This is a genomic window from Roseateles sp. (assembly GCF_039595295.1).
GTDB lineage: Bacteria > Pseudomonadota > Gammaproteobacteria > Burkholderiales > Burkholderiaceae_C > Roseateles.
Window position 1 is genome coordinate 39,591 of the sequence record NZ_JBCNLU010000027.1, and the last position, 23,558, is coordinate 63,148.

General features: G+C 68.3%; 20 protein-coding genes. 7 read left to right on the forward strand and 13 right to left on the reverse strand.

The genetic code is table 11. From position 1 onward, the window contains the following. Positions 1-52: 52 nt before the first annotated feature. The 4 genes from ABDW59_RS17945 (at position 53) to ABDW59_RS17960 (ending at position 4,763) form a co-directional block, all read left to right on the forward strand. Complete coding sequence (locus tag ABDW59_RS17945) at positions 53-1,255, forward strand: glycosyltransferase family 4 protein (RefSeq protein ID WP_343631546.1); 1,203 nt, start codon at positions 53-55, stop codon at positions 1,253-1,255. A gap of 72 nt (positions 1,256-1,327) precedes the next feature. After that, complete coding sequence (locus ABDW59_RS17950; RefSeq protein ID WP_343631548.1) at positions 1,328-2,272, forward strand: hypothetical protein; 945 nt, start codon at positions 1,328-1,330, stop codon at positions 2,270-2,272. A gap of 89 nt (positions 2,273-2,361) precedes the next feature. Next, positions 2,362-3,369 carry an NAD-dependent epimerase gene (locus ABDW59_RS17955; protein WP_343631549.1) on the forward strand — a complete coding sequence of 336 codons (1,008 nt, stop codon included), beginning with the start codon at positions 2,362-2,364 and terminating at the stop codon, positions 3,367-3,369. A 56-nt stretch (positions 3,370-3,425) separates the two neighbouring features. Beyond that, entirely contained in the window at positions 3,426-4,763 is a 1,338-nt protein-coding gene (locus tag ABDW59_RS17960; RefSeq protein ID WP_343631551.1) for a UDP-glucose/GDP-mannose dehydrogenase family protein, read from the forward strand. Positions 4,764-4,877: 114 nt separating this feature from the next. On the opposite strand, the gene ABDW59_RS17965 is transcribed toward ABDW59_RS17960, so the two are convergent. Continuing rightward, a complete protein-coding gene (locus ABDW59_RS17965; RefSeq protein ID WP_343631553.1) occupies positions 4,878-6,533 on the reverse strand; it encodes an Atrophin-1 multi-domain protein in 1,656 nt (551 codons plus the stop codon). 465 nt (positions 6,534-6,998) lie between these two features. Between ABDW59_RS17965 and kdsA the strand changes: the two genes are divergently transcribed. Then, positions 6,999-7,838: a 3-deoxy-8-phosphooctulonate synthase gene (gene kdsA, locus ABDW59_RS17970; RefSeq protein WP_343631555.1), complete on the forward strand. Its 840-nt coding sequence runs from the start codon at positions 6,999-7,001 to the stop codon at positions 7,836-7,838. A gap of 122 nt (positions 7,839-7,960) precedes the next feature. Here the strand turns inward: kdsA and ABDW59_RS17975 are convergent, their stop codons facing one another. From ABDW59_RS17975 to ABDW59_RS18025, 11 genes are all read right to left on the reverse strand, one after another. Further along, a complete protein-coding gene (locus tag ABDW59_RS17975; RefSeq protein ID WP_343631557.1) occupies positions 7,961-9,169 on the reverse strand; it encodes an acyltransferase family protein in 1,209 nt (402 codons plus the stop codon). A 225-nt stretch (positions 9,170-9,394) separates the two neighbouring features. Continuing rightward, positions 9,395-10,576: a UDP-N-acetylglucosamine 2-epimerase (non-hydrolyzing) gene (wecB, locus tag ABDW59_RS17980; RefSeq protein ID WP_343631559.1), complete on the reverse strand. Its 1,182-nt coding sequence runs from the start codon at positions 10,574-10,576 to the stop codon at positions 9,395-9,397. A 55-nt stretch (positions 10,577-10,631) separates the two neighbouring features. Then, complete coding sequence (gene rfbC, locus ABDW59_RS17985) at positions 10,632-11,183, reverse strand: dTDP-4-dehydrorhamnose 3,5-epimerase (RefSeq protein ID WP_343631561.1); 552 nt, start codon at positions 11,181-11,183, stop codon at positions 10,632-10,634. Beyond that, positions 11,183-12,085: a glucose-1-phosphate thymidylyltransferase RfbA gene (rfbA, locus tag ABDW59_RS17990; protein ID WP_343631563.1), complete on the reverse strand. Its 903-nt coding sequence runs from the start codon at positions 12,083-12,085 to the stop codon at positions 11,183-11,185. Before rfbA ends, rfbC begins: the two co-directional genes overlap by 1 nt. Positions 12,086-12,097: 12 nt before the next feature. Then, positions 12,098-12,979 carry a dTDP-4-dehydrorhamnose reductase gene (gene rfbD / locus ABDW59_RS17995; RefSeq protein WP_343631565.1) on the reverse strand — a complete coding sequence of 294 codons (882 nt, stop codon included), beginning with the start codon at positions 12,977-12,979 and terminating at the stop codon, positions 12,098-12,100. 12 nt (positions 12,980-12,991) lie between these two features. Further along, positions 12,992-14,050, reverse strand: coding sequence for a dTDP-glucose 4,6-dehydratase (gene rfbB / locus ABDW59_RS18000; RefSeq protein ID WP_343631567.1), 1,059 nt, complete (start codon positions 14,048-14,050; stop codon positions 12,992-12,994). A 64-nt stretch (positions 14,051-14,114) separates the two neighbouring features. After that, positions 14,115-15,395, reverse strand: coding sequence for a nucleotide sugar dehydrogenase (locus ABDW59_RS18005; RefSeq protein ID WP_343631569.1), 1,281 nt, complete (start codon positions 15,393-15,395; stop codon positions 14,115-14,117). A gap of 196 nt (positions 15,396-15,591) precedes the next feature. Further along, positions 15,592-17,031, reverse strand: a complete 1,440-nt coding sequence (locus tag ABDW59_RS18010) for a mannose-1-phosphate guanylyltransferase/mannose-6-phosphate isomerase (RefSeq protein ID WP_343631571.1) — start codon at positions 17,029-17,031, stop codon at positions 15,592-15,594. A 63-nt stretch (positions 17,032-17,094) separates the two neighbouring features. Further along, a complete protein-coding gene (gene galE, locus ABDW59_RS18015; protein WP_343631573.1) occupies positions 17,095-18,117 on the reverse strand; it encodes a UDP-glucose 4-epimerase GalE in 1,023 nt (340 codons plus the stop codon). A 57-nt stretch (positions 18,118-18,174) separates the two neighbouring features. Continuing rightward, positions 18,175-19,347 (reverse strand): hypothetical protein, encoded by a 1,173-nt coding sequence (locus ABDW59_RS18020; RefSeq protein WP_343631575.1) that lies wholly within the window; start codon positions 19,345-19,347, stop codon positions 18,175-18,177. Between the two features lie 93 nt (positions 19,348-19,440). Further along, positions 19,441-20,835 (reverse strand): undecaprenyl-phosphate glucose phosphotransferase, encoded by a 1,395-nt coding sequence (locus ABDW59_RS18025; protein WP_343631577.1) that lies wholly within the window; start codon positions 20,833-20,835, stop codon positions 19,441-19,443. A 261-nt stretch (positions 20,836-21,096) separates the two neighbouring features. On the opposite strand from ABDW59_RS18025, the gene ABDW59_RS18030 reads away from it, so the two are divergent. Beyond that, positions 21,097-21,630: a hypothetical protein gene (locus ABDW59_RS18030; protein ID WP_343631579.1), complete on the forward strand. Its 534-nt coding sequence runs from the start codon at positions 21,097-21,099 to the stop codon at positions 21,628-21,630. An 11-nt stretch (positions 21,631-21,641) separates the two neighbouring features. After that, positions 21,642-23,195, forward strand: a complete 1,554-nt coding sequence (gene ubiB, locus ABDW59_RS18035) for a ubiquinone biosynthesis regulatory protein kinase UbiB (protein WP_343631581.1) — start codon at positions 21,642-21,644, stop codon at positions 23,193-23,195. An 83-nt stretch (positions 23,196-23,278) separates the two neighbouring features. On the opposite strand, the gene ABDW59_RS18040 is transcribed toward ubiB, so the two are convergent. Then, positions 23,279-23,558: sigma factor-like helix-turn-helix DNA-binding protein (locus tag ABDW59_RS18040; RefSeq protein WP_343631583.1), on the reverse strand; the 280-nt coding region annotated here is incomplete at its 5' end.

The window sequence follows — 23,558 nt, forward strand, 5'->3', positions numbered from 1 at the left end:
GACTTCCTCTCTTCCTCCGACCGCCCCCGCCGCCACCATGGCCTCGACTGCGATGACGACTGAATCCGCCGCCACCTCCGCCGCCGCCGACGGCGCGATCCTGATGGTGTGCTTCACCTTCCCGCCTGAATTCGGCGGCGCGATCGTGCAGGCGCTGCGCCTGGGCGCCGAGCTGCAGACCCGCGGCTGCGAAGTCGCCTTCCTGGCCGACAACGGCGACCGGCCCACGGTCGACGAGCGCCACGAATCCTTCGCGCTCTACCGCCGCCGCACTTTCGTGCAGGCACGCTCCAACCTGCGCAAGCTGATCTGGACGCTGCGCATCGTGCTGTTCGCGCTGGCGCATCCGCGCTTCCGCGTCTTCCACTTCCATTCGGTGCAGGGCCCGGAGCTGCTGGCCATGCCGGTGCTCAAGTGGCTGGGCCGCAAGACCATCGTCAAGCTGACCCTGGCCGAGTCCGACGACCCCGCGACGCTGACGCGGCGCCGCTTGATGGGCAAGCTTTACCGCGCGTGCCTGGGCGCGGTGCATCGCTACATCGCGATCTCGCCCAGTCTCAAGCGCATGGCCGAGAGCGTCGGCGTGGCGCCCGAACGCGTGCTGCTGGTGGCCAACGGCGTGGAGACGGACCGCTACCACCTGCCCATGCCGGACGAGGTCGCCGCGGCGCGCCGCGCGCTGGACATTCCGGACGGGGTCCCGGTGCTGGCCACCATCGGCGCGGTCGAGCACCGCAAGGGCTACGACCTGCTGATCGACGCCTTCGCGACCATCCGCCGCGAGCGGCCCGACGCGGTGTTGCTGATCATCGGCCCGGGCAACGAGGACAAGAACCCGTTCTATGTCGAGCTGCAGCGCACGATGAGCGAGCGCGGCATCGGCGGCGTGCGCTTCCTGGGCCGGCGCGACGACATCCACGAGATCCTGCGGGCGGCCGATCTGTTCGCGTTCTGCTCGCGCCAGGAGGGCTTCGGCACGGCCATCGTCGAGGCCATGTGCGGCGGCCTGGCGGTGGCGGTGATGGACATCCCCGAGATCACCGGCTGGATCGTCGGCCAGCGGCCGGACGCGGTGAACACGCCGTCGCGCGACCCGGAGGAATTCGCCCGCCTGTGCCTGCACCTGCTGGCGCAGCGCACGCCGGCCTCGTCGGCCGCGCTGGCCGAGAGCGCCCGGCGCGACTTTGGCATGAGCGCGATCGGTGACGTCTACGAGGCGCTGTACGCGGAGCTCAAGGGCCGCTGCGGCGCCTGAGGGCGACGCTGGACGATGCCCGCCTGACGAGGCCCGCCTGACGATGAATTGCATGACTTTGGAGAACGCACGATGAGCGCCGCGACCTTCCGCATCCAGCCCACCGGCAACCTGGGCAACCAGATGATGCAGCTGATGCTGGGCCATTCGCTGCGCTCGAAGGTCCCCGACCTGGACATCGTCGGCTACGACATGCCGCTGTGGGACCTCAGGAGCGGCCCCGAGCCGGAGCCGCGGACCAAGACCAAGCCGGTGGAACTGCGCGGTCACCTGATCGATATCCACGGGGTGGCCTCGCTGGTCAAGGCCGGGCTGCTGCGCGACATGAAGCTGGTGGGCATCGGCTCGCGCATGGCCAACTACCTGCCGCCGTCGGCCTATCAGGGCCTGTTCCCGCCCGGGCAGGCCGAGGTCGAGCGCCACGGCGACGACGAGCTGCTGATCAGCGTGCGCGGCGCCGAGATCCTCGGCCAGTGCCATCCCGACTACGGGCCGGTGCCGCCGGCGTATTACCGCCAGCTCGCCCGCGAGACCGGCAAGCGGCCGGTGCTGTTCGGCCAGATCGAGGACGACTGGTATTCGAAGCTGCTGATCGAGGCGATGCCGGATGCGCGCGTGGTCCGCAGCGGCGGCATCCTGGCCGACTTCGAGCGCCTGCGCGGCGCGCGCCATGTGGTGACCAGCGTCAGCTCCTTTGCCTGGCTGGCGACCTGGCTGTCCGCGGCCGAGACCATCCATGTGCCGGTGCTGGGCCTGCTCAACCCGGCGCAGCGGCCCGACGTGGACCTGCTGCCGCTGGACGATCCCCGTTATCGCTTCTACCGCTTCCCGGTGCGGCTCTGGAATGGCCAGCAGGAGGATGTGGACGGGCTCAAGCGCGATGCCGAGTACCCGCTGATGAGCCGCGACGAGGTCGCCGAGATGCTGCGCAAGGCCGACGCCGCCACGCGCGGTGAACGCTTCGAAGTCGCCGCCAAGACGGTGGTCAAGGGCGTGCTCGGACGCCTGCGCGGCTGACCCCCCGTGAGCGGGGGTTCGCCATCGAGCCGTCGCATCGAGTCATGGACAATGCCCATCGTTCCGTTCATTGCATCGCGGGAGCGCGCTTGAAGATCCTCGTCACCGGCGCCGCCGGCTTCATCGGCATGCACGTCAGCCAGATCCTTCTGGCCCGTGGGGACCAGGTCGTCGGCCTGGACAATCTCAACGACTACTACGACCCCAAGCTCAAGCACGCGCGTCTGGCGCGGCTGCAGGGCAAGCCCGGGTTCGAGTTTGTCCAGATGGACGTGGCCGACCGGCAGGGCATCGCCGAGCTGTTCGCCAAGCACGGGTTCGACCGCGTCGTGCATCTGGCGGCGCAGGCCGGGGTGCGCTACTCGCTGGTGAACCCGCACGCCTACATCGACGCCAACATCGTCGGCTTCACCAACATCCTGGAGGGCTGCCGCCACACCGAGGTGCAACACCTGGCCTACGCGTCCAGCTCCAGCGTCTACGGCGGCAACACGCTGATGCCCTTCAGCGAGCATCACGGCGTGGACCATCCGGTCAGCCTGTATGCCGCGACCAAGAAGGCCAACGAGCTGATGGCCCACACCTACAGCCATCTGTTCAATCTGCCGACCACGGGCCTGCGCTTCTTCACGGTCTACGGGCCCTGGGGCCGGCCGGACATGGCGCTGTTCCTGTTCACCAAGGCCATCCTCGCGAACGAGCCGATCAAGGTGTTCAACCACGGCAGGATGATCCGCGACTTCACCTACATCGACGACATCGCCGAGGGCGTGGTGCGGGTGCTGGACCGGACCGCCGCGCCCGATCCCGCGTACGACCCGATCACCGCCGATCCGGCGCGCTCGAATGCGCCGTATCGCGTCTTCAACATCGGCAACCACGACCCGATCCCGTTGATGGACTTCATCGGCGCGATCGAGCAGGCGGTGGGCCGCGAGGCGATCAAGGACTTCCTGCCGCTGCAGGACGGCGACGTCCCCGCGACGCATGCCGACGTCGAGGAATTGGCCGCGTGGACCGGCTTCCGGCCGGCGATGCCGGTGCCCGAGGGCATCCGCCGCTTCGTCGCCTGGTACCGCGAGTACTACCAGCAATGAGATCCGCGCGGTGCCGCTCGCGGTGCCGCCCCCTTGATTCAACCAGGAGTTATTGAATGAAAGTCACGACGATCGGCACGGGCTATGTGGGCCTGGTCACCGGCGCCTGCCTGGCCGAGATGGGCAATCACGTCGTCTGCCTGGATGTGAACGCCGAGAAGATTCGCGTGCTCAACGAGGGCGGCATCCCCATCCACGAGCCGGGCCTGGACGCGGTGGTCAAGCGCAACGTCGAGGCCGGCCGCCTGCAGTTCACGACCGACGTGGACACGGCGGTCAACCACGGCACCATCCTGTTCATCGCGGTGGGCACGCCGCCCGGCGAGGACGGCTCGGCCGACCTGCAGTACGTGCTGGCCGCCGCGCGCTCGATCGGCGAGCGCATGACCGACTACAAGGTCATCGTCGACAAGAGCACCGTGCCCGTGGGCACCGCCGACAAGGTCCGCGCCACCATCGCTGAAGCGCTGGCCAAGCGCGGCTCGGACGCGCATTTCGCCGTGGTCTCGAACCCCGAGTTCCTGAAAGAGGGCGCGGCGATCGAGGACTTCATGAAGCCGGACCGCATCATCGTGGGCTCCGACGACGAGCAGGCCACGCTGATGATGCGCGCCCTGTACGCCCCCTTCACCCGCAGCCACGACCGGCTGTTCGTGATGGACGTGCGCAGCGCGGAGTTCACCAAGTACGCCGCCAACGCGATGCTGGCCACCCGCATCAGCTTCATGAACGAGCTGGCGCTGCTGGCCGAGAAGGTCGGCGCCGACATCGAGCTGGTGCGCCGCGGCATCGGCTCGGACCCGCGCATCGGCTACCAGTTCCTGTACGCCGGCGCCGGCTACGGCGGCAGCTGCTTCCCCAAGGACGTCAAGGCGCTGGTGCGCACCGGTCGCGAGCATGAGCAGTCGCTGTTCGTGCTGAACGCCGTCGAGGAGGCCAACGAGCGCCAGAAGCGCGTGCTGGTCGACAAGGTGGTGGCGCGCTTCGGCGAGGACCTGGCCGGCAAGCGCTTCGCGCTGTGGGGCCTGGCCTTCAAGCCCAACACCGACGACATGCGCGAGGCCCCCGCGCTGGTGGTCATCGAGGAACTGGTCAAGCGCGGCGCCGCGATCGCGGCCTACGACCCGGTGGCGATGAGCGAGGCCTCCAAGCTGCTGGCGCAGGTGCCGGGGGTGAGCTTCTGCGAGCGCGCCGAGCATGCGCTGAGCGATTCCGACGCGCTGATCATCGTGACCGAGTGGAAGGAGTTCCGCACGCCGGACTTCGACCGCATCAAGTCCGAGCTCAAGCAGCCGGTGATCTTCGACGGCCGCAACCTGTACGAGCCGGCGCTGATGAAGACGCTGGGCCTGGAGCACCACGCCATCGGCCGCGGCACCGCGCCGCAAGCCTGATCGCAAGGGGCTCGCCCGCCAGAACGAAAACCGCGCCGAGGCGCGGTTTTTCTTTGGGCCGCCGACGCCGTGTCGGAGCCGGCGGCCGAGGGGCAGGACTTGCTCAGCCGGTGATCACGACGCGCAGGCGGCGATCGACGAGGTGCCGATCGGCGTCGGCGCGACCTTGACCAGGGTGGGCTTGAGCGAGGACTCGACGTTGCCTGTGCCGCTGCGGCCCCAGGTCGTGACCTTGAAGCTGGTGCCCGCAGGCCAGGGGAAGCTGATGGTCTGGCCGTCGCTCAGATAGCCGCTGTCGTAGACCGTCGCGCCGGTGGCCTTGTCCGCGATGGTCATGCGGAAGGTGGCGCCGCCGGTGGCGTCCAGGCTGAGGCGGTAGTTGTCGCCCGCCGTCGGCGCGGACCAGCTCACGCCGGCCATTGCGCGGCCGGTGGCGTTGGCCTGCTCGATCAGCGTCGTGGTGGCGGGGAAGACCAGGGCCTGGCGCCAGGTGTCGAACTCGCCGCTGACGGGGCCCTTGGTGCGCCACCAGGCGCCGCGCATCGACAGCAGGTTCAGCGCGGTGTCGGTCACGAAGCCCGAGGTCTTGCCGTTGCCGTCCACCCACCAGGCGGCGCTTTCCAGCGGCCGCATGGCGGCGCGCATCGCGTCCAGGTCGTTGGCGGTGGCGGTGTTCCAGCCGTTCTTGTGCAGCTTGAAGTCGGCGCCGATCTCGACGTAGATGACGAAGGGCGTGCCGGTGTTGCGGTCGACCACGTAGGCGCCGTACTTCTTCAGCGTCTCGGCGACCTTGCGCAGCTCGGGCGTGGCCAGGGCCTGGGCGTCGAAGCTGGCGGGCAGCATCATCAGCGAGCCCATCGGGATCTGGCCCGAATTGGTCTTGGCCGCGCTGGTGTCGGCCGAGGTCGCCGGGAAGCGGTAGGTCGGGTTGGGGCTCAGACCGGTGAAGTCCAGCGACATGGCCAGCGCGTGGCGGTACAGGGTGTCGCCGTCGTTGACCTCGCCGATGCGGATCAGGCCGCCCAGCGTCGAGACGCCCGCGGCGCGCGCGCCTTGCTGCACATGCGCGGGGTCGCCCATGCCGCGGCCGGCCAGCGGCGTCCAGGCGTACTGGTTGGTCACCCAGGCGCCGTTGACCTGCTTCAGGCCCCAGAAGGAATGGACGATGCCGGTGGTGGTGTCGACGATTTCGGCATGGCCGTCGCCGCCGGTGGCCGGCCGGGTGTTGGCGGGCCAGTGCGGGATGGTGATGCTGGGGCGGTAGATCTCGGCATCCGGGTCCCAGACGCCGTTGGCGGAGGTGCCGGTCACGACCATCGCCGGATCGTCGGCGGTGGCCTTGAAGGCCGCGCTGGACCAGGTGCCGCTGTCGACCGAGGGGTAATAGGTCGAGGTCGGAATCGTGGCGCTGCCCAGCACCGGCGCGACGGGGCGGCTGTTCCACGGCGATTCCGGCGCAAAGGGGCGCTCGAAGCTGGCGAAGTCGCCCATCGAGCAACTGGCCGTGGCGGTTTGCTGGGAAGCGGCCTCGGCCGGCGCGCTGGCGGCCAGCGCGGGCAGGGTGGCGATGACGCTGGACGCGGTGGCGCTCGCGGGAGCGGCATCGCTGGCGGCGCCGGCGGCAGTCGCCGCACCGGCGGTCGTGGACGCGGCTTCCACCGCGGTGGCGCCGGAGCCGCCGCCTCCGCAACCCGCGAGGATCAGGCTGCCGACGAGGGCGTGAAGGGCCAGCGAACCTGGAATGGAGAATCGAGAGGAAATACCCAGCATGATGAATCCCTGAAATATTGGACGTGACGACTTAAATGCCCGCAATCTCTTCTTGTCATGCGCCGGGAAATTCGGAGATTCCCCAGAAAGGTGCTTGTTGTTGCTGAATGTTGGCATCCGGAAATACTGCCGCAGTGAGCCTCTGCCGGAGCAGCGCTCGCGTCGGTGAATTCAGTATGCGGGTTTGACCACCCCTCATTCCAGGGGTGGTGCGCCTCACGGCGCGGCATTCCGGGAATATTCGGCGCCTGAAAAGGCGTACCGTTTGAAACATCCGGGCGGTGCTTCGGATATGGGAAATATGTCGCGGATCGGTGCGGTGTTGCAGTCGGTTTCGTGACTGGCGATACCCCGACCATGGGCCGTGAATAACTCGCGCATTCGCCCCGATGTTCGCTATTTGAAGCGCTGCGATACTACGCGCCCGAATCGTGAGATACTCCCGGCTTCGTCTGAGGAATTCAAATGGTCAAGATCAACGAGATCGTGGTCGACAACGCGCGCCCGTTCGTGCTGTTCGGCGGTGTCAACGTGCTGGAGTCGGAGCAGTTCGCGGTGGACGTCTGCGGCGAGTACGTCCGCGTGACGAAAGAGCTGGGCATCCCCTACGTGTTCAAGGCCTCGTTCGACAAGGCCAACCGCAGCTCCATCCACAGCTACCGCGGGCCCGGCCTGGAGCAGGGCCTGAAGATCTTCGAGGCGGTGAAGAAGGCGCACGGCGTCGCGGTGCTGACCGACGTGCACGAACCGTGGCAATGCGACCCGGTCGCCGCCGTCTGCGACGTGCTGCAGCTGCCGGCCTTCCTGGCGCGTCAGACCGATCTGGTGATCGCGCTGGCCAAGACCGGCCGCGTCATCAACATCAAGAAGCCGCAGTTCGTCAGCCCGCCGCAGATGAAGAACATCGTCGAGAAGTTCGAGGAAGGCGGCAATCCGAACGTGATGCTGTGCGACCGCGGCGCGCAGTTCGGCTACGACAACCTGGTCGTGGACATGCTGGGCTTCGGCGTGATGAAGCAGGTCAGCGGCGGCAAGCCGGTGATTTTCGACGTGACCCATGCGCTGCAGCAGCGCGAGTCCGGCGCCGCCGCCTCGGGCGGCCGTCGCGGTCAGGTGACCGAGCTGGCGCGCGCCGGCATGGCGCTGGGACTGGCGGGTCTGTTCCTGGAATCGCACCCCGAGCCGGAGAAGGCCCGGTGCGACGGCCCCAGCGCGCTGCGCCTGTCGCAGCTCAAGCCCTTCCTGGAGCAGGTCAAGGCCGTGGACGACCTGATCAAGGGCTTCCCGGCGCTGGACACGAACTGAGCGTCACCGGGGGGCGATCACGCCCGCCGCGCCGATTGTGATCGTCGAGAGGGCCGGGGGGGCCTCCGAGCGGCGCGGGCCTTGAAGGGCGGGAGCGCTGGGAACCGACGAGGCGCTCGGCCTCAGGCGACGCGGGCCGTGACGGCGGCCGGAGCGTCCGGCGCGGGCAGCCGGCCGTTGAACAGCAGCCGCATCGGCCCGAAGGGCCGCACGACCCAGCGATGGAAAGCCAGGCTGATGGCGAAGGCGCCCAGCACGATGAGCCCGAACTTGACCGCCGCCGGCCAGTCGTAAGGCAGGAGCAGCAGCGCCAGCGCGATCACGAGCAGGTGGTGCAGCAGGAAGATGGTGTAGCTGGCCGCCGAGAGCTGTCGGCCCAGGCCCGAGCGCGCGCCGGCTCGCAGCCGGCCCAGCGCGCCGACGACCGCGCCGGTCGCGACCCAGATGCCGACCATCTGCACCGCCAGCGCCATCTCGCGCGCCAGCGCGCTGCGCAGCGAGTCGCTGGCGACATCGCCCCAGTTGGCGGCGAAGCCGGCGATCGGCAGCATCCACAGCGGCGTGCTCAGCCAGGCGTCCAGCCAGCCGCGGCGCCGGTGCATCAGCAGGCCGGCGAAGAACAGCGGCGCGTAGAAGGCCAAGTCGAACAGCGTGATGCCGCTCGCGCCCTTGAGGTAAGCCCAGCCGGTCAGGCGCACGATGAGCAACAGGCCCAGCGTCGCCATGGCGCCGCTCAGCGCCACCGACATCCAATGCGAGGGACCATGGCCTTCGAGGCGGTCCAGCAGGCGTGAGAGCCAGCCGGGTTCACGGACCCCGCCGCGCCGGGAGCGGCCGACCAGCGTGACCCAGGCCAGCACCAGCAGGTTGAGCACCAGCAGGTCGCGCAGGAACCACAGGTGATAGATGGGCACGTCCAGGGAGAGCAGGGCCTCCCAGGGATCGTCACCGCGGCGGGCGGCGAGCAGCGCGTGCTGGGCGCCGTTGATGAGCGTCCAGCCCACCAGCAGCGGCAGGCCCAGGCGCAGCAGCTGGCGCAGGACTAGATCCGGCGCGGCATGGCGGCTCAGGCTGCCGGCGAAAAGCAGACCCGACAGCAGATAGAAGCCCGGGACTCGGAAGCTGTGGATCAGCGCGACCAGCGCATCGAAGAAGACGCCGCGGTGGGTGTCGGCGACCAGCCAGTCGCCGGAGGTAATGAAGACGTCAGCCGCGTGCAGGACGACACCCAGGATCATGAGCGTGGCTCGGACCCTGTCCAGATCGATACCGGCCATGCCGGTGGTGACGCTGCTGGCCGCCTCGGTGGACGGCACCTGACTGCTGTGCATGCTTGTCTCCTCCCCGAAGGCGCCTCTGTGGGCGATCGAAGCAGCCAATGTACGACCAGCGCCCCGTGCATTTGTTCACGAGTTGTAAACGCAGGGGCTTGGCGGACCCCGCATTCGTGGGGGAGGTGCGTCAGCCCTGTCGTCCTGTCACGGTTGGACGGACGTTCGGGGGCGTTTGAGTCTGGGCCCCGCTGGCCGCTCCAGCGCGCCGGCCAGGCGTGCGGGTCAGGCGCGCAGGTCGGCGGCCAGGCGAGCGACGATGCGTGCCGCCGCTTGGCCGTCCCACAGCGGCGGGCGTCGGACGGGCGAAGAGGCAGTGGCGTCCGGCCCGGACGAAGCGCCGGTGAGCGCCTCCATCTCGTCCAGGCGCCGCAGCGCCAGCGCCAGCACCCGCGCGGCATCGGTGCCGGCCAGCAGGTTGGTGCCGAGCTCGACGGTGACTGGGCGCTCGGTGTTGTCGCGCACCGTCAGGCAGGGGATGCCCAGGGCGGTGGTTTCTTCCTGAAGCCCGCCGCTGTCGGTCAGCACCAGCGCGGCGCGGCGCCACAGCGCCAGGAAGGGTCGGTAGGGCAGGGGCGGCAGCAGGTGCAGACCGGGTGCCGGCTTCAGGCCCAGCGCGGCCAGCCGGGCCCGGGTGCGCGGATGCACCGCGAACAGCAGCGGCAGCCGGCCAGCGAGCTGGCCCAGCGCCGCCATGAGCGCCGTGAGCTGACGCGGTTCGTCGACGTTGGAGGGCCGATGCAGCGTGACGACGCCGAAGCGCCCCGCCGTAACCGCAGCCGCGCCGGCCGCCGTCAGCGCCGACTGGGCGGCCTCCTCGGCCGCGCTGGCGGCGGCATCGCCCGCATCGAGCCGCTCCAGCTGGAACAACAGGTTGTCGACCATCACATGGCCGACCTCGTGGATGTGCGCGTCGGGATGTCCCTCGCGGCGCAGATGCGCGGCGGCGCTGGGCTCGGTGGTGAACAGCCAGTCGGCGATCGCGTCGGTGGCGCGGCGGTTGATCTCCTCGGGCATGCGCATGTCGCCGCTGCGCAGGCCGGCCTCCACATGCGCGACCGGCACGCCCAGCTTGCGGGCTGTCAGCGCGCAGGCCAGCGTCGAGTCCACGTCGCCCACGACCAGGCAGGCGGCCGGACGATCCGCGATCACATGCGGCTCATAGGCTTGCATGATCCGGGCGGTCAGCTGCGCGTGGCTGCCGCCGTGGCAGTCCAGCGAGATGTCCGGCTCAGGCAGGCCCAGCTCGTCGAAGAAGACGCCGCTCATCGCCTGGTCGTGGTGCTGACCCGTGTGGATCAGCTTCCAGCTCAGGCGGCCGTCGGCGCGCAGGGCCCGCACCAGCGGCGCAAGCTTCATGAAGTTGGGCCGTGCGCCCGCGATCAGATGAAGCAGGGGCCCGGTCATCGTGGCGGCGGGCGAGGGATCGACGGGTCGACGATTCGGCTGACCGGGGAACGGATCAGTCGAAGGACTTGGCGTCAGCGAGCAGAGGCGCCTGGGCGTCCTTCTCGGCGAGCTTGAACTCGACGTCCAGCCGCGGCCAGTCGATGCCGACGCTCGGATCGTCCCAGCGCAGCGAGCCCTCGGCCTGCGGCGCGTACAGGTCGGTGGTCTTGTAGAGGAAGTCGGCCATGTCGCTCAGCACCAGGAAGCCGTGGGCGAAGCCCGGCGGGATCCACAGCTGGCGATGGTTCTCGCCGCTCAGCTCCACGCCGGCCCACTTGCCGAAGTTGGGGCTGGACTTGCGCATGTCGACGGCGACGTCGAACACCGCGCCGCTGGTGCAGCGCACCAGCTTGCCCTGCGCATGCGGCGCGAGCTGGAAGTGCAGGCCGCGCAGCACGCCCTTGGCCGAGCGCGAATGGTTGTCCTGCACGAAGCGCACGTCATGGCCGCAAGCCGCGTTGAACTTGGGCTCGGTCCAGCTCTCCATGAAGAAGCCGCGGGCGTCGCCGAAGACCTTGGGCTCGATGATGAGCACCTCGGGCAGCGAGGTCGGAATGACGTTCATCAGAAGGCCTTCTCGTTCAGGACTTGCTTCAGGTACTGGCCGTAGCCGTTCTTGAGCATGGGCTGGGCCAGGCGCTCCAGCTGCTCGGCGCTGATCCAGCCCTTGCGGAAGGCGATTTCCTCGGGGCAGGCGACCTTCAGGCCCTGGCGCTTCTCCAGCGTGGCGATGAACTGGCCGGCCTCGAGCAGGCTGTCGTGCGTGCCCGTGTCCAGCCAGGCATAGCCGCGGCCCATGATCTCCACGCGCAGCTGCTGCTGGCTCAGGTAGCGGGCGTTGACGTCGGTGATCTCGAGCTCGCCGCGCGGGCTGGGCTTGATGTCGGCGGCGATGTCGCAGACCTGGCGGTCGTAGAAGTACAGGCCGGTGACGGCGTAGTTGCTCTTGGGCGCCTTGGGCTTTTCCTCGATGCTGACGGCGCGCTTGGCGTCGTCGAACTCGACCACGCCGTAGCGCTCGGGATCATGCACGTGGTACGCGAAGACGCTGGCGCCGTCGGTCTGGGCGTCGGCGTTGTCCAGCAGGCCGGCGAAGTCGTGGCCGTAGAAGATGTTGTCGCCCAGCACCAGCGCGCTGGGCGCGCCGCCGATGAAGTCCTTGCCCAGGATGAAGGCCTGCGCCAGGCCGTCCGGGCTGGGCTGCACGCAGTACTGCAGGTTGATGCCCCAGCGCGAGCCGTCGCCCAGCAGCGCCTCGAAGCGGGGCAGGTCTTGCGGGGTGCTGATCAGCAGGATGTCGCGCATGCCCGCCAGCATCAGGGTGCTGAGCGGGTAATAGACCATGGGCTTGTCGTAGACGGGCAGCAGCTGCTTGCTGATGGCCAGCGTGGCGGGGTGCAGGCGCGTGCCGGAGCCGCCGGCCAGGATGATGCCCTTGCGATTCGTGGTGCTCTTCGTGGTGCTCATGGCGAGGTCCGATCAGAGGATTTCGTCGAGCAGGCGATCCACGCCGGTCTGCCAGTGCGGCAGCACCAGGCCGAATCGGTCCTGCAGCTTGTGGTTGTCCAGACGCGAGTTCAGCGGTCTCGGAGCGGGCGTCGGATACGCGCTGCTGGGCAGGGCTTGCACCTGCTCCGGCGCGACCTTGAGCACCAGGCCCTTGGCCTGCGCGCGCGTCAGCACGTGCTTGGCGTAGTCGAACCAGCTGGTCTCGCCGCTGGCCACCGCGTGGTAGACGCCGCAGAGCGCCCGGTCCTGGCGCGTGGCGCGGATCATGTGCGCGCTGACGTCGGCCAGCAGGTCGGCGCCGGTGGGCGCGCCGATCTGGTCCGCGACCACCTTGAGCTGCTCGCGCTCGGCCGCCAGTTTCAGCATGGTCTTGGCGAAGTTGCCGCCGCGAGCCGCATAGACCCAGCTGGTGCGCAGCACCAGGGCGTCACAGCCGGACGCGGCGATCAGTTGCTCGCCCTCCAGCTTGGTCTGGCCGTAGATGCTGAGCGGACCGGTCGGCGCGTCCTCGAAGCGCCAGTCCGAGCCCGCGCCGTCGAAGACGTAATCGGTCGAGTAATGCACCAGCAGCGCGCCCAGCGCCTTGGCCTCGGCGGCCAGCACGCCGGGGGCCAGCGCGTTGATGCGGCGCGCGAGTTCGGGCTCGCTCTGCGCCTTGTCGACGGCGGTGTAGGCCGCGGCATTGACGATCACGTCCGGCGCGACGCGGCGCACCGTGGCGCGCAGCGTGTCCTCGTCGGCCAGATCGCCGCCTTCGCTGCGATCGATGGCGACCAGCTCGCCCAGCGGCGCGAGCGCGCGCTGCAGCTCCCAGCCCAGTTGGCCGTTCTTCCCGAGCAGCAGGATCTTCATGTCAGACCCCGCTCAAGCGCCGTACTGCTTGGAGACCCAGTCGCGGTAGGCGCCCGACTGCACGCGCGCGACCCAGTCCTCGTTGGACAGGTACCACTGCACCGTCTTGCGGATGCCGGTCTCGAAGGTCTCGGCGGGGCGCCAGCCCAGGTCGCGCTCGATCTTGCGGGCGTCGATGGCGTAGCGGCGATCGTGGCCGGGACGGTCGGTCACGTAGGTGATCAGACGCGCGTAGGGGCCGGCCGGATCGGGGCGCAGCTCGTCGAGCAGCGCGCACACCGTCTTCACGATGTCGATGTTGGCCTTCTCGTTCCAGCCGCCGATGTTGTAGGTCTCGCCCAGCGTGCCGCCGGCCAGCACCGCGCGGATGCCCGAGCAGTGGTCCGTCACGTACAGCCAGTCGCGGATCTGCTGGCCGTCGCCATACACGGGCAGCGGCTTGCCGGCCAGCGCGTTGACGATCATCAGCGGGATCAGCTTCTCCGGGAAGTGATACGGGCCGTAGTTGTTGGAGCAGTTGGTCGTCACCACCGGCAGGCCGTAGGTGTGGTGCCAGGCGCGCACCAGGTGGTCGCTGGCCGCCTTGGACGCGGAGTACGGGCTGTTGGGCTCGTACGCGTTGGTCTCGGCGAAGGGCGGGTCCTCGGGCTTGAGCGAGCCGTAGACCTCGTCGGTGGAGACGTGGTGGAAGCGGAAGGCCGACTTGGCCTCGCCCGCCAGCGCGGTCCAGTAGGCGCGGGCCGCTTCCAGCAGCGCGAAGGTGCCCTCGACGTTGGTACGCATGAACGCGCCCGGGCCGTGGATGGAGCGGTCCACATGCGATTCCGCCGCGAAGTGCACGATGGCGCGGGGCTGATGCTCGGCCAGCAGCCGGTCGATCAGCGCGCGGTCGCAGATGTCGCCCTGCACGAAGATGTGGCGGGCGTCGCCCTTGAGCGAAGCCAGGTTCTCGAGGTTGCCGGCGTAGGTCAGCGCGTCCAGATTGACGACGGGCTCGTCCGAGGACTTGAACCAGTCGAGCACGAAATTGCTGCCGATGAAACCGGCGCCGCCGGTGACGAGAATCGTCATGGAACTTCCCTGTGGTCTGAAAGCGGCCCCTCGCGTCGGTCGGCGGCGGGGCTCGCGGGTCGAATCAAAGCCGCCAGACCCTCAGGCCGGCGGCGCGCAGATTGTCGCTGCTGAACGCGGCCTTCACGTCGATGAACGCGCCGCCCTTCACCAGCTTCTTGGCCAGGTCCTCGGCGGTCAGCGCCTTGTACTCGCGGTGGGCCACCGCCGCGACGATGGCGTCGGCGCGCGGCAGTTCCTCGAAGGGATGCAGCTGCACGCCGTATTCATGCATGGCCTCGTCGGCCTCGGCGGCCGGGTCGGTCACGAAGACCTCGACGCCGTAGCTCTGCAGCTCATGGATGATGTCGATCACCTTGGAGTTGCGCAGGTCGCCGCAGTCTTCCTTGAAGGTCAGCCCCAGCACGTTGACCTTGGCGCCCTTGATGTACGAGCCCGCCGCGATCATCTGCTTGATGGTCTGCTCGGCGATGAACTTGCCCATGCCGTCGTTGATGCGCCGGCCCGCCAGGATGACCTGCGGGTGGTAGCCCAGCATGTCGGCCTTGTGGGTCAGGTAATACGGGTCCACGCCGATGCAGTGACCGCCGACCAGGCCCGGCTTGAACTTCAGGAAGTTCCACTTCGTGCCTGCCGCTTCCAGCACTTCCGACGTGTCCAGCCCGATGCGCTCGAAGATGATGGCCAGCTCGTTCATCAGCGCGATGTTCAGGTCGCGCTGGGTGTTCTCGATGACCTTGGCGGCCTCGGCGGTCTTGATGCTGGAGGCGCGATGCACGCCCGGCACGATGATCTTCTCGTAGGTCTTGGCGACGATGTCCAGGGTCTCGGGCGAGTCGCCGGAGACGATCTTCAGGATCTTCGTCAGCGTGTGTTCCTTGTCGCCCGGGTTGATGCGCTCGGGGCTGTAGCCGACGAAGAAGTCCTGCTTCCACTTCAGGCCGGATTCGCGCTCCAGCACCGGGATGCAGACCTCCTCGGTCGCGCCGGGGTACACGGTCGATTCATAGACCACGACCGCGCCGCGCTTCATGTGGCGGCCGACGCTGGTGGACGAGCCGATCAGCGGCTTGAAGTCGGGGATGTGGGCCTCGTCGACCGGGGTCGGCACGGCCACGATGATGACGTCGGCCTCGGCCAGGCAGGCCGGGTCGCTGTGGTATTCGGCGTGCACGGCGGCCTGGACCTCGGCGTCGCTCAGCTCGCGCGAGGGGTCGGTGCCGGCGCGGCACTTGACGACCTTGTCCACCGCGATGTCGAAACCGATGGTGCGGCCCTGCTTGCCGAATTCGACCACCAGCGGCAGCCCCACATATCCCAACCCGACGACGGCGATCACGGACACGGCCTTCTCCTGTTATCCCGCAGGCCCCGCGGCCTGCATGCCCGCATGAGGGCGGGACTTGTTGATGTTCTGGATGTCGGGCGCGCCGGCCGTGACTTCGGACCGGCGCGCCGCGCGGCTGCGCCGCGAGGTCGGCTTTGTATCCGGTTTTTCCCGCGTCGCCGACCCCGGGAGCAGGGGTCGGCCGTGGCCGCCGTCAGTTGCGGCCATAGGTGTCCTGGTAGCGGACGATGTCGTCCTCGCCCAGGTAGGAGCCCGATTGCACCTCGATGATCTCCAGCGGCACCTTGCCCGGGTTGGACAGGCGATGCACCTGGCCCAGCGGGATGTAGGTCGACTGGTTCTCGGTGAGCAGCAGCGTCTTGTCGCCGTTGACGATCTCGGCCGTGCCCTGCACCACGATCCAGTGCTCGGCGCGGTGATGGTGCATCTGCAGGGACAGCGAGGCGCCCGGCTTGACCATGATGCGCTTGACCTGGAAGCGCTCCCCCATGTCGATGCTGTCGTACCAGCCCCAGGGACGATGGACCTTGCGGTGCAGGTTCTGCTCGTCGCGCTGAGCCGCGCTCAGGCGGTTGACGATGGTCTTGACGTCCTGGCTCTTGCTGCGGTCGGCGACCAGCACCGCGTCCGGCGTCTCGACCACGACGATGTTGTCCAGCCCCACCGCCGACACCAGCCGGCTGGTGGCGTGGACCAGAGTGTTGCGGCTGTCGGAGATGATGGCGTCGCCGCGGCTGGCGTTGCCGGATTCATCCTTGTCGGCCACTTGCCAGACCGCCTCCCAGGCGCCGAGGTCGTTCCAGCCGGCGTCCAGCGGCACCATGCGCAGCGCGAACGCGCTGCCCGGGCAGCGCTCCATCACGGCGTAGTCGATGGACTCGGCCGGCACGGCGGCGAATTGCTCCTTGGACGGGCGAACAAAGGGCCCGTCCACCGCCTTGGCGGTGAACGCCACGCGGGTGGCCTGCTCGATGTCGGGGCGGAACTGGCTCAGCGCCTTCAGCCAGACGCTGGCGCGCAGCACGAACATGCCGCTGTTCCAGAAGTAGCCGCCCTGGTCCAGATACTTCTGGGCGGTGGCGGCGTCGGGCTTCTCGACGAAGGCTTCCACACGCAGGCCGTTGCCGTCCTGCCCGCCGCGGATGTAGCCGTAGCCGGTCTCGGCGCGGTCCGGGGTGATGCCCAGGATCACGATCGCGCCATCGCTGGCCTGGCGGACCGCGTCCTGCAGCGCCGCGGTGAAGGCCGGGCCGTCGACGACGGTCTGGTCGGCCGGCGTCACCACCAGCACCGGATCCGAGCCGGCTTCCAGCGCCTGCAGCGCCGCCAGCGTGATCGCCGGCGCGGTGTTGCGGCCCATCGGCTCCAGCAGCACGGCGCCGGGCTCGATGCGCTGCTCGCGCAGCTGGTCCAGCACCATGAAGCGGTGTTCCTCGTTGCCCACGACGATGGGCGGACGCACTGCCAGATCCTCGGCGCCCAAGGTGGCCAGCCGGTCGGCGGCCTGCTGGAACAGGCTGCTGTTGCCGCTCAGCACCAGGAACTGCTTGGGATAGCCGGCGCGCGACAGCGGCCACAGCCGCGTCCCGCTGCCGCCGGCCATGATCACCGGCTGAATGTCGATCTTGCTCAAGGTACTGCTCCCTCTATCTCAATCTGAATCTGAATCTGAACTTGACCTTGAATCCGGGGCCCCTCAGCCCTCGTAGCCGTTCGGATTGGCCGACTGCCAGCGCCAGCTGTCCTCGCACATGCGCTGCAGGTCGAGCTTGGCGGTCCAGCCCAGCTTCTCGCGCGCCAGCGCCGGATCGGCATAGCAGGCCGCCACGTCGCCGGCACGGCGCGGGACGATTTCATAGGGGATCTCGCGACCGCTGGCGGCGGCGAAGGCCTTCACCAGGTCCAGCACGCTGTAGCCGCGGCCGGTGCCCAGGTTGACCCAGATCGACTCCTTGCCGCGCAGCAGGAAGTCCAGCGCCGCGACATGGCCCTCGGCCAGGTCGACCACGTGGATGTAGTCGCGCACGCCGGTGCCGTCCGGGGTGTCGTAGTCGTTGCCGAAGACCGACAGCTTGTCGCGCCGGCCCACCGCGACCTGCGTCACGTAGGGCATCAGATTATTCGGAATGCCGCGCGGGTCCTCGCCGATCTGGCCGCTCTCGTGGGCGCCGACCGGGTTGAAGTAGCGCAGGCAGGCGGTCTGCCAGTCCGGATCCGCCGTGCCCAGGTCGCGCAGGATGCCTTCGGCGATCAGCTTGGTCGCGCCGTAGGGATTGGTCGTCGACAGCGCCGCGTCCTCGCGCAGCGGGAGCGTCTCCGGCTGGCCGTAGACCGTCGCGCTGGAGGAGAACACCACGCGCTTGCAGCCATGGCGCTGCATGACCTCACAGACCGTCAGCAGGCCGTCGATGTTGTTGCGGTAGTAGCTCAGCGGCTTGGCGGTCGATTCGCCCACCGCCTTGTAGGCGGCGAAGTGCACCACCGCCGCCGGCTTGTGCTCGCGGAACACCGCATCCAGCGCGGCCGCGTCGCAGACGTCCAGCTTCTCGAAGACCGGGGTCTGGCCGCTCAGCGTCGCCAAGCGGTCCAGCACCTTGGGCGAGCTGTTGCTGAAGTTGTCCACGCCGACGACGCGATAGCCCGCCGCCAGCAGCGACAGCCAGGTGTGGGAAGCGATGTAGCCGGTGGCGCCGGTCAGCAGGATGGTCTCGTTGGCCATGGAGTCGGAATCCGCGCAGAGGTGAAAGATGGATGAGGAACCGCGGATCGTAGAGGATCAGCGCAGCATGCCCTGCACGTAGCAGCCCGCCGTGTAGGCGTTGTAGGAGTAGATCACGTCGGTCGTGTCGCGATCCAGGCGGGTGTACTGGCAACCGACGGTGACGTTGCGCAGCGCTTCCCAGGCCAGGCCCAGGCTGTACTGGCGCGAGTTGTCCTTGGACCGGGCGCCCGCCAGCGCGATGTCGCGATCGCGGCTCAGACGCGTGATGCCCAGGCCGGCTTGCGCGCTCAGCTTGCCGGTGATCCGGTAGCTGAATTGCGTCTGGAACGCGGTCTGCACGCGGTTGAAGTCGGCCAGACCGTTGTTGATGCCCAGGTAATAGGTCTCGACCCCGGTGTCGCGGGAGAGCTTGGTGTTGAGCGTCCAGCGGCCGCCGGGCGCCCAGACCCAGTTCAGCGCGCCGGTCAGGCCGGTGAAGGTGTCCGAGGTGCTGCGGCTCAGACGCGCGTTCAGGCTGCTGGAGCCGGTGGCGCGCCACAGCGCCGTCAGGTCGATGTCCTTGCGGTCCCAGGTGAAGCCGTTCACCGGGACGCGGCCCTTGGTGTAGCGGCCCGCCAGGCCGAAGCGCCAGGCGCTGCTGGCGTTGTAGAGCACGCCCAGCGAGGAGGTGTTCTGGCGGTACTCCTGCGTCTCCCACAGCGCCAGCGAGTAATCGCGCTCGCGCCGTTGGAAGGTGCCTTCCAGCGTCAGCGGGGACAGGCCAGGCAGGCCCAGACGCACGCTGCCGCCCAGGCTCTGGTCGGTCTGCAGATTGCGTTCGGTCGAGGGGGCGATGCCGGTGTTGCTGTTGAAGTCCGCCAGCTGCCGGCTACGCGTGTAATCCAGCGTGCCGGACAGGTTGGCGACAGTCTCCCAGTTCACGCCGCCAGCCAGGTCGTAGCCCTTGTTGTTGAGCCGGCTGTTGCTGTTGTAGCGGGTGTCGTTCAAGCGCGCGCTGCCATGCACGCGCTGGCGGCCCAGCCGCGTGTCCACGCCGCCCAGCAGGCTGAGCGAGGTCAGCTGGTCGCTGTTGCTCGAGCCGTTCGTGCGGAACACGTTGTTGGTGTAGTAATGGCCCAGCGAGGCGCCCAGGTACCACGGGCTTTCGTCGCCCTGCGCGCTCTGGGCGAAGCAGGGGGCCGACGCGAGCAGCGCCACGGGGACGGCCAGGGAGTGGAGTCGCTTCATCGGGGGCCCTTTCTTGTCTTCTCGTGTTCTCTTGTCTGGTCTGCTTTGATTGGAACGGGTCGCCGGCTCGACAGCCGGCCTCGACCGCCCGGATCAATACGCGTGGCGGTCGAACAGCATCAGCCGCACCGTGCGGACGATGATCTGCAGGTCCAGTCCCAGCGACCAGTTGCGCAGGTACTCGAGGTCGTACTCGACGCGCGCCTTCATCTTGTCGACGGTGTCGGTCTCGCCGCGCAGGCCGTTGACCTGCGCCCAGCCGGTGATGCCGGGCTTGACCTTGTGGCGGACCATGTAGGCCTTGATCAGCTGGCGGTATTCCTCGTTGTGGGCGACCGCGTGCGGACGCGGTCCGACGATGCTCATCCGCCCCTGCAGCACGTTCACGAACTGGGGCAGTTCGTCCAGCGAGGTGCGCCGGATGAAGGCGCCGAAGGGGGTGATGCGCGCGTCGCCCTTGGTCGCCTGCTTGACCACGGCGCCGTTGTCCATCGACCGCATCGAGCGGAACTTGTAGACGATGATCTCCTCGCCATCCAGGCCGTTGCGGCGCTGCTTGAAGATCACCGGACCAGGCGAACTCAGCTTCACCCCGATCGCCAGCAGCAGCAGGATCGGGGAGATGAGCACCAGGATCAGGCTGGACAGCACGATGTCGCTGATGCGTTTGACGACCTCGTTGACGCCGGTGAAGGGCGTCTCCAGGATGCCGACGACCGGTACGCCGTTCACGTCCTGCAGGCGGCCCTGGATGATGCTGATGCCGAAGACGTCCGGCACGAAGAACAGCGACGCGGTCGTCCCCTGCAGCTGCTCGAGCAGGCGCAGGATGCGCGGCTGCGAGCCCAGGGGCAGGGTGATGTAGACCTCGCGCACGCCGTGGGCACGGACGTAGTCGCTGAGCTGCGGGAGCGTGCCCAGCAGACGGCCGTTGCAGTCGGCGTGCAGCCGGTCGTCGGTGCGGTCGTCGAAGAAGCCCAGGCAGTCGACGCCGCGGACGGTGCCGAACTCCAGCGCCCGCGCCACTTTCGCGCCCAGCGGGCCAGCGCCCACGATCACCGCGTTGCGGCGCACCGACGGCTGCGCGGCGCGCCAGCGCAGCACCTGGCGGCCGATCTCGACCGCGACGATCTGCGCCAACGGGGTCAGCACAGCCCACCACAGCAGCACGTCGCGCTCGAAGTAATGGAAGCTGCTGGTGGCGTAGGCGAACATGCCCAGGATCAGCAGCAGCATCAGCCAGGACCCGACGATGTCCGTGACCGCGGAGGCGGGGTGGTCGGCGAAGCGGTTGCGCCCCGGGAAGGTCAGCGCGAACACCAGCATGCACAGCGTGTACGTGGACCGCATGACCGGCTCGCCGAACCAGGCCAGCAAGGCCAGGTAGATGAGGACGATCAGGGTCGGCTCGAGAAAAGCCGCGATGAACGACTGGACCGATTGCGGCGCGCTGTAGAAGGTTCTCTTGTAATTCCGATCCTCAAACATCAGCCATTGGTCCTTGGTTGCATCCCTCTTCGCCGCTTCCGGCTGCCACTGCGGCCGGACGCCGCGCGCCCGTCCCGGCCAGCCTTCCGTGGAAGACCGAGGGCCGGGTTTCCCCCATCCCGGCAAGCGCCGGAAATTCTCTCTCAATTCATTTCGCCGACTCGTAACCGAACCCCCTAGCTTGCACACCGCCGGCGGCGCTCGAACCCCTCGGTTCAAGCGCTCCCCGGCAGGGGGAGCGGCCTGCCTACAATCCGCCCCATGCTTCAAGAATGGTCCAAGCTCCTGGCCCCCGCGGCGCAGGATCGCATCACGCTGTTGCTCAACCATGTCATGGCCAGGGAGCCGGTCGCCACCGCGCGCCTGGCCCCGCACACGGGCAAGACATTGCGACTGCACCTCGCCGGCTGGCCGGCCATGCTCCCGGCCGTGCCGGATCTGCAACTGCGCATCACGCCCGCGGGTTTGCTGGAACGAGTCGACGACGCGCAAGCCCCTAGGCAAGAACCGGACCTGAGGATCGAAATCGACGCGTCGAATCCGGCTGCGGCGGCTTTCGCGGCCTTGTCGGGTGCCCGTCCGGACGTGCGCGTCCAGGGTGATGCGCAGTTCGCCGGCGACTTCAACTGGCTGATCGACCACGTGCGCTGGGACATCGAGGACGACCTGGCGGCCATCACCGGCCCGGCCGTGGCGCACCAGCTCGGACGCGTCGGCCGCGCTGCGGCCCAGGCGATGGCGGCGCTGGCCCGTCAGGCCGGCCGCTTCATGCCCGACGGCAAGGACCGGGCATGAGGTCCTGAGGCATGAGGTATCTGTCCCGCCTGCTGCTCATCGTCTGGACGTTCTATCGCTTCGGGCTCGATGAGCTGGCGCTGTCCACGCTCAAGCGCCGCCGTTTCCGCTTCCTGCGCCGGCTGATCTCGGTCGGCCGCGTCTGGGATCAGCCGCGCGGCGTGCGGCTGCGCCTGGCGCTGGAGCGGCTCGGCCCGATCTTCGTCAAGTTCGGTCAACTGCTGTCGACGCGTCGCGATCTGGTCCCGGCCGACATGATCGAGGAGCTGTCCAAGCTCCAGGACAACGTCCCGCCATTCCCCGCCGAGCAGTCGCGCGAGCTCATCGAGCGAGCTTTCGGCCGCAGCATCGAGGAGCTGTTCGCGACCTTCGACCCCGAGCCGGTGGCCAGCGCCTCGATCGCGCAAGTCCATTTCGCGACGCTCAAGGACGGCCGGGAGGTGGCCGTCAAGGTGCTGCGCCCGGGCATGCTGGACATCATCGAGGACGACCTGGCGCTGATGCGGACGCTGGCGGGCTGGGTGGAGCGCTTCTCCGCCGACGGTCGGCGTCTCAAGCCGCGCGAGGTGGTCGGCGAGTTCAACACTTATCTGCACGACGAGCTGGATCTGGTCCGCGAAGCCGCCAATGCGGCCCAGCTGCGCCGGAACATGCAGGACCTGCATCTGGTGCTGGTGCCGGAGATGATCTGGGAGCTCTGCGCGAGCGAGGTCATCGTCATGGAGCGGATGCGCGGGGTGCCGATTTCGCAGCTGGCGCGGCTTCGCGAGGCGGGCGTCGACATCAAGAAGCTGGCCCGCGACGGGGTGACGATCTTCTTCACCCAGGTGTTCCGGGACGGCTTCTTCCATGCGGACATGCACCCGGGGAACATCCAGGTCAGCCTGGATCCGGAGACCTTCGGCCGCTACGTGGCGCTGGACTTCGGGATCATCGGCACGCTGACCGAGGTGGACAAGGACTACCTGGCGCAGAACTTCATCGCCTTCTTCCGGCGCGACTACAAGCGCGTGGCCGAGCTGCACATCGAGTCCGGCTGGGTGCCGCCCGAGACCCGGGTCGATGAACTGGAAGGGGCGGTTCGCACGGTCTGCGAGCCGCACTTCGACCGACCACTGAAGGACATTTCACTCGGCCAGGTGCTGATGCGCCTGTTTCAGATCTCGCGACGATTTAACGTCGAGATTCAGCCTCAGCTGGTTTTGCTGCAAAAAACGCTGCTCAACATTGAAGGATTGGGTAGGCAGCTCGACCCCGAGCTGGACCTCTGGGCGACGGCCAAGCCTTTCCTTGAGCGCTGGATGGACGAGCAAGTCGGTTGGCGCGCTTTCGTTCATCACTTGAAGAAGGAGGCGCCGCGCTTTGCGCAGATGGTCCCGGAGTTCCCGCGGCTGATGCATGAGGTGCTGCGCCAGCGTGCCGACGGCGGCCATTCGGATCTGGCGCGTGAGCTGCTCCGCGAGCAGCGTCGCACCAATACCCTGCTGCAGGCCCTGTTGTGGGGCGTGGGCGGATTCATGGTGGCACTCGTGGTGACGCAGATCGCGGTGCGCTGGTTCGCCTGAGCGCTTGAAATGCAAGGACCCCGCCGAGGCGGGGTCCTGTGCTTCAGCGGTCGGACAACCTTCCGTCCGCGCGCGCGAGGTGATCAGCTGGCGTAGTCGGCGAAGCCATGCTTGAGCCGTGATCGAAGCAGTGTCCGCACTCGGTTGACCCGCGAGCGCACAGTGCCGATCGGGATGCACTGGATCTCGGCGACATCGCGATAGGACTCTTCCTGCAGACACGCGAGGTCGAAAGTGCCGCGCAGGTCGGGTGACAGCCCGGAGAGCGCCGAGTCGACGATCCCAGCCAGTTGCCGGTAAGCGACCTGCCGACTGACGTCGCCATTCCCGTCCCGGGGACGATGGGCGGACTCGCCGTCCATC

Coding starts and splice junctions, on each gene's coding strand:
- ABDW59_RS17975 (WP_343631557.1), bottom strand. CDS start 9,169: ATGCACAGCAGTCAGGTGCCGTCCACCGAGGCGGCCAGCAGCGTCACC.
- ABDW59_RS18020 (WP_343631575.1), bottom strand. CDS start 19,347: ATGAAGCGACTCCACTCCCTGGCCGTCCCCGTGGCGCTGCTCGCGTCG.
- rfbD (WP_343631565.1), bottom strand. CDS start 12,979: ATGAAGATCCTGCTGCTCGGGAAGAACGGCCAACTGGGCTGGGAGCTG.
- ubiB (WP_343631581.1), top strand. CDS start 21,642: ATGAGGTATCTGTCCCGCCTGCTGCTCATCGTCTGGACGTTCTATCGC.
- rfbC (WP_343631561.1), bottom strand. CDS start 11,183: ATGAACGTCATTCCGACCTCGCTGCCCGAGGTGCTCATCATCGAGCCC.
- rfbB (WP_343631567.1), bottom strand. CDS start 14,050: ATGACGATTCTCGTCACCGGCGGCGCCGGTTTCATCGGCAGCAATTTC.
- rfbA (WP_343631563.1), bottom strand. CDS start 12,085: ATGAGCACCACGAAGAGCACCACGAATCGCAAGGGCATCATCCTGGCC.
- ABDW59_RS18025 (WP_343631577.1), bottom strand. CDS start 20,835: ATGTTTGAGGATCGGAATTACAAGAGAACCTTCTACAGCGCGCCGCAA.
- kdsA (WP_343631555.1), top strand. CDS start 6,999: ATGGTCAAGATCAACGAGATCGTGGTCGACAACGCGCGCCCGTTCGTG.
- wecB (WP_343631559.1), bottom strand. CDS start 10,576: ATGACCGGGCCCCTGCTTCATCTGATCGCGGGCGCACGGCCCAACTTC.
- ABDW59_RS17945 (WP_343631546.1), top strand. CDS start 53: ATGACGACTGAATCCGCCGCCACCTCCGCCGCCGCCGACGGCGCGATC.
- ABDW59_RS17965 (WP_343631553.1), bottom strand. CDS start 6,533: ATGCTGGGTATTTCCTCTCGATTCTCCATTCCAGGTTCGCTGGCCCTT.
- ABDW59_RS18030 (WP_343631579.1), top strand. CDS start 21,097: ATGCTTCAAGAATGGTCCAAGCTCCTGGCCCCCGCGGCGCAGGATCGC.
- ABDW59_RS17960 (WP_343631551.1), top strand. CDS start 3,426: ATGAAAGTCACGACGATCGGCACGGGCTATGTGGGCCTGGTCACCGGC.
- ABDW59_RS17950 (WP_343631548.1), top strand. CDS start 1,328: ATGAGCGCCGCGACCTTCCGCATCCAGCCCACCGGCAACCTGGGCAAC.
- galE (WP_343631573.1), bottom strand. CDS start 18,117: ATGGCCAACGAGACCATCCTGCTGACCGGCGCCACCGGCTACATCGCT.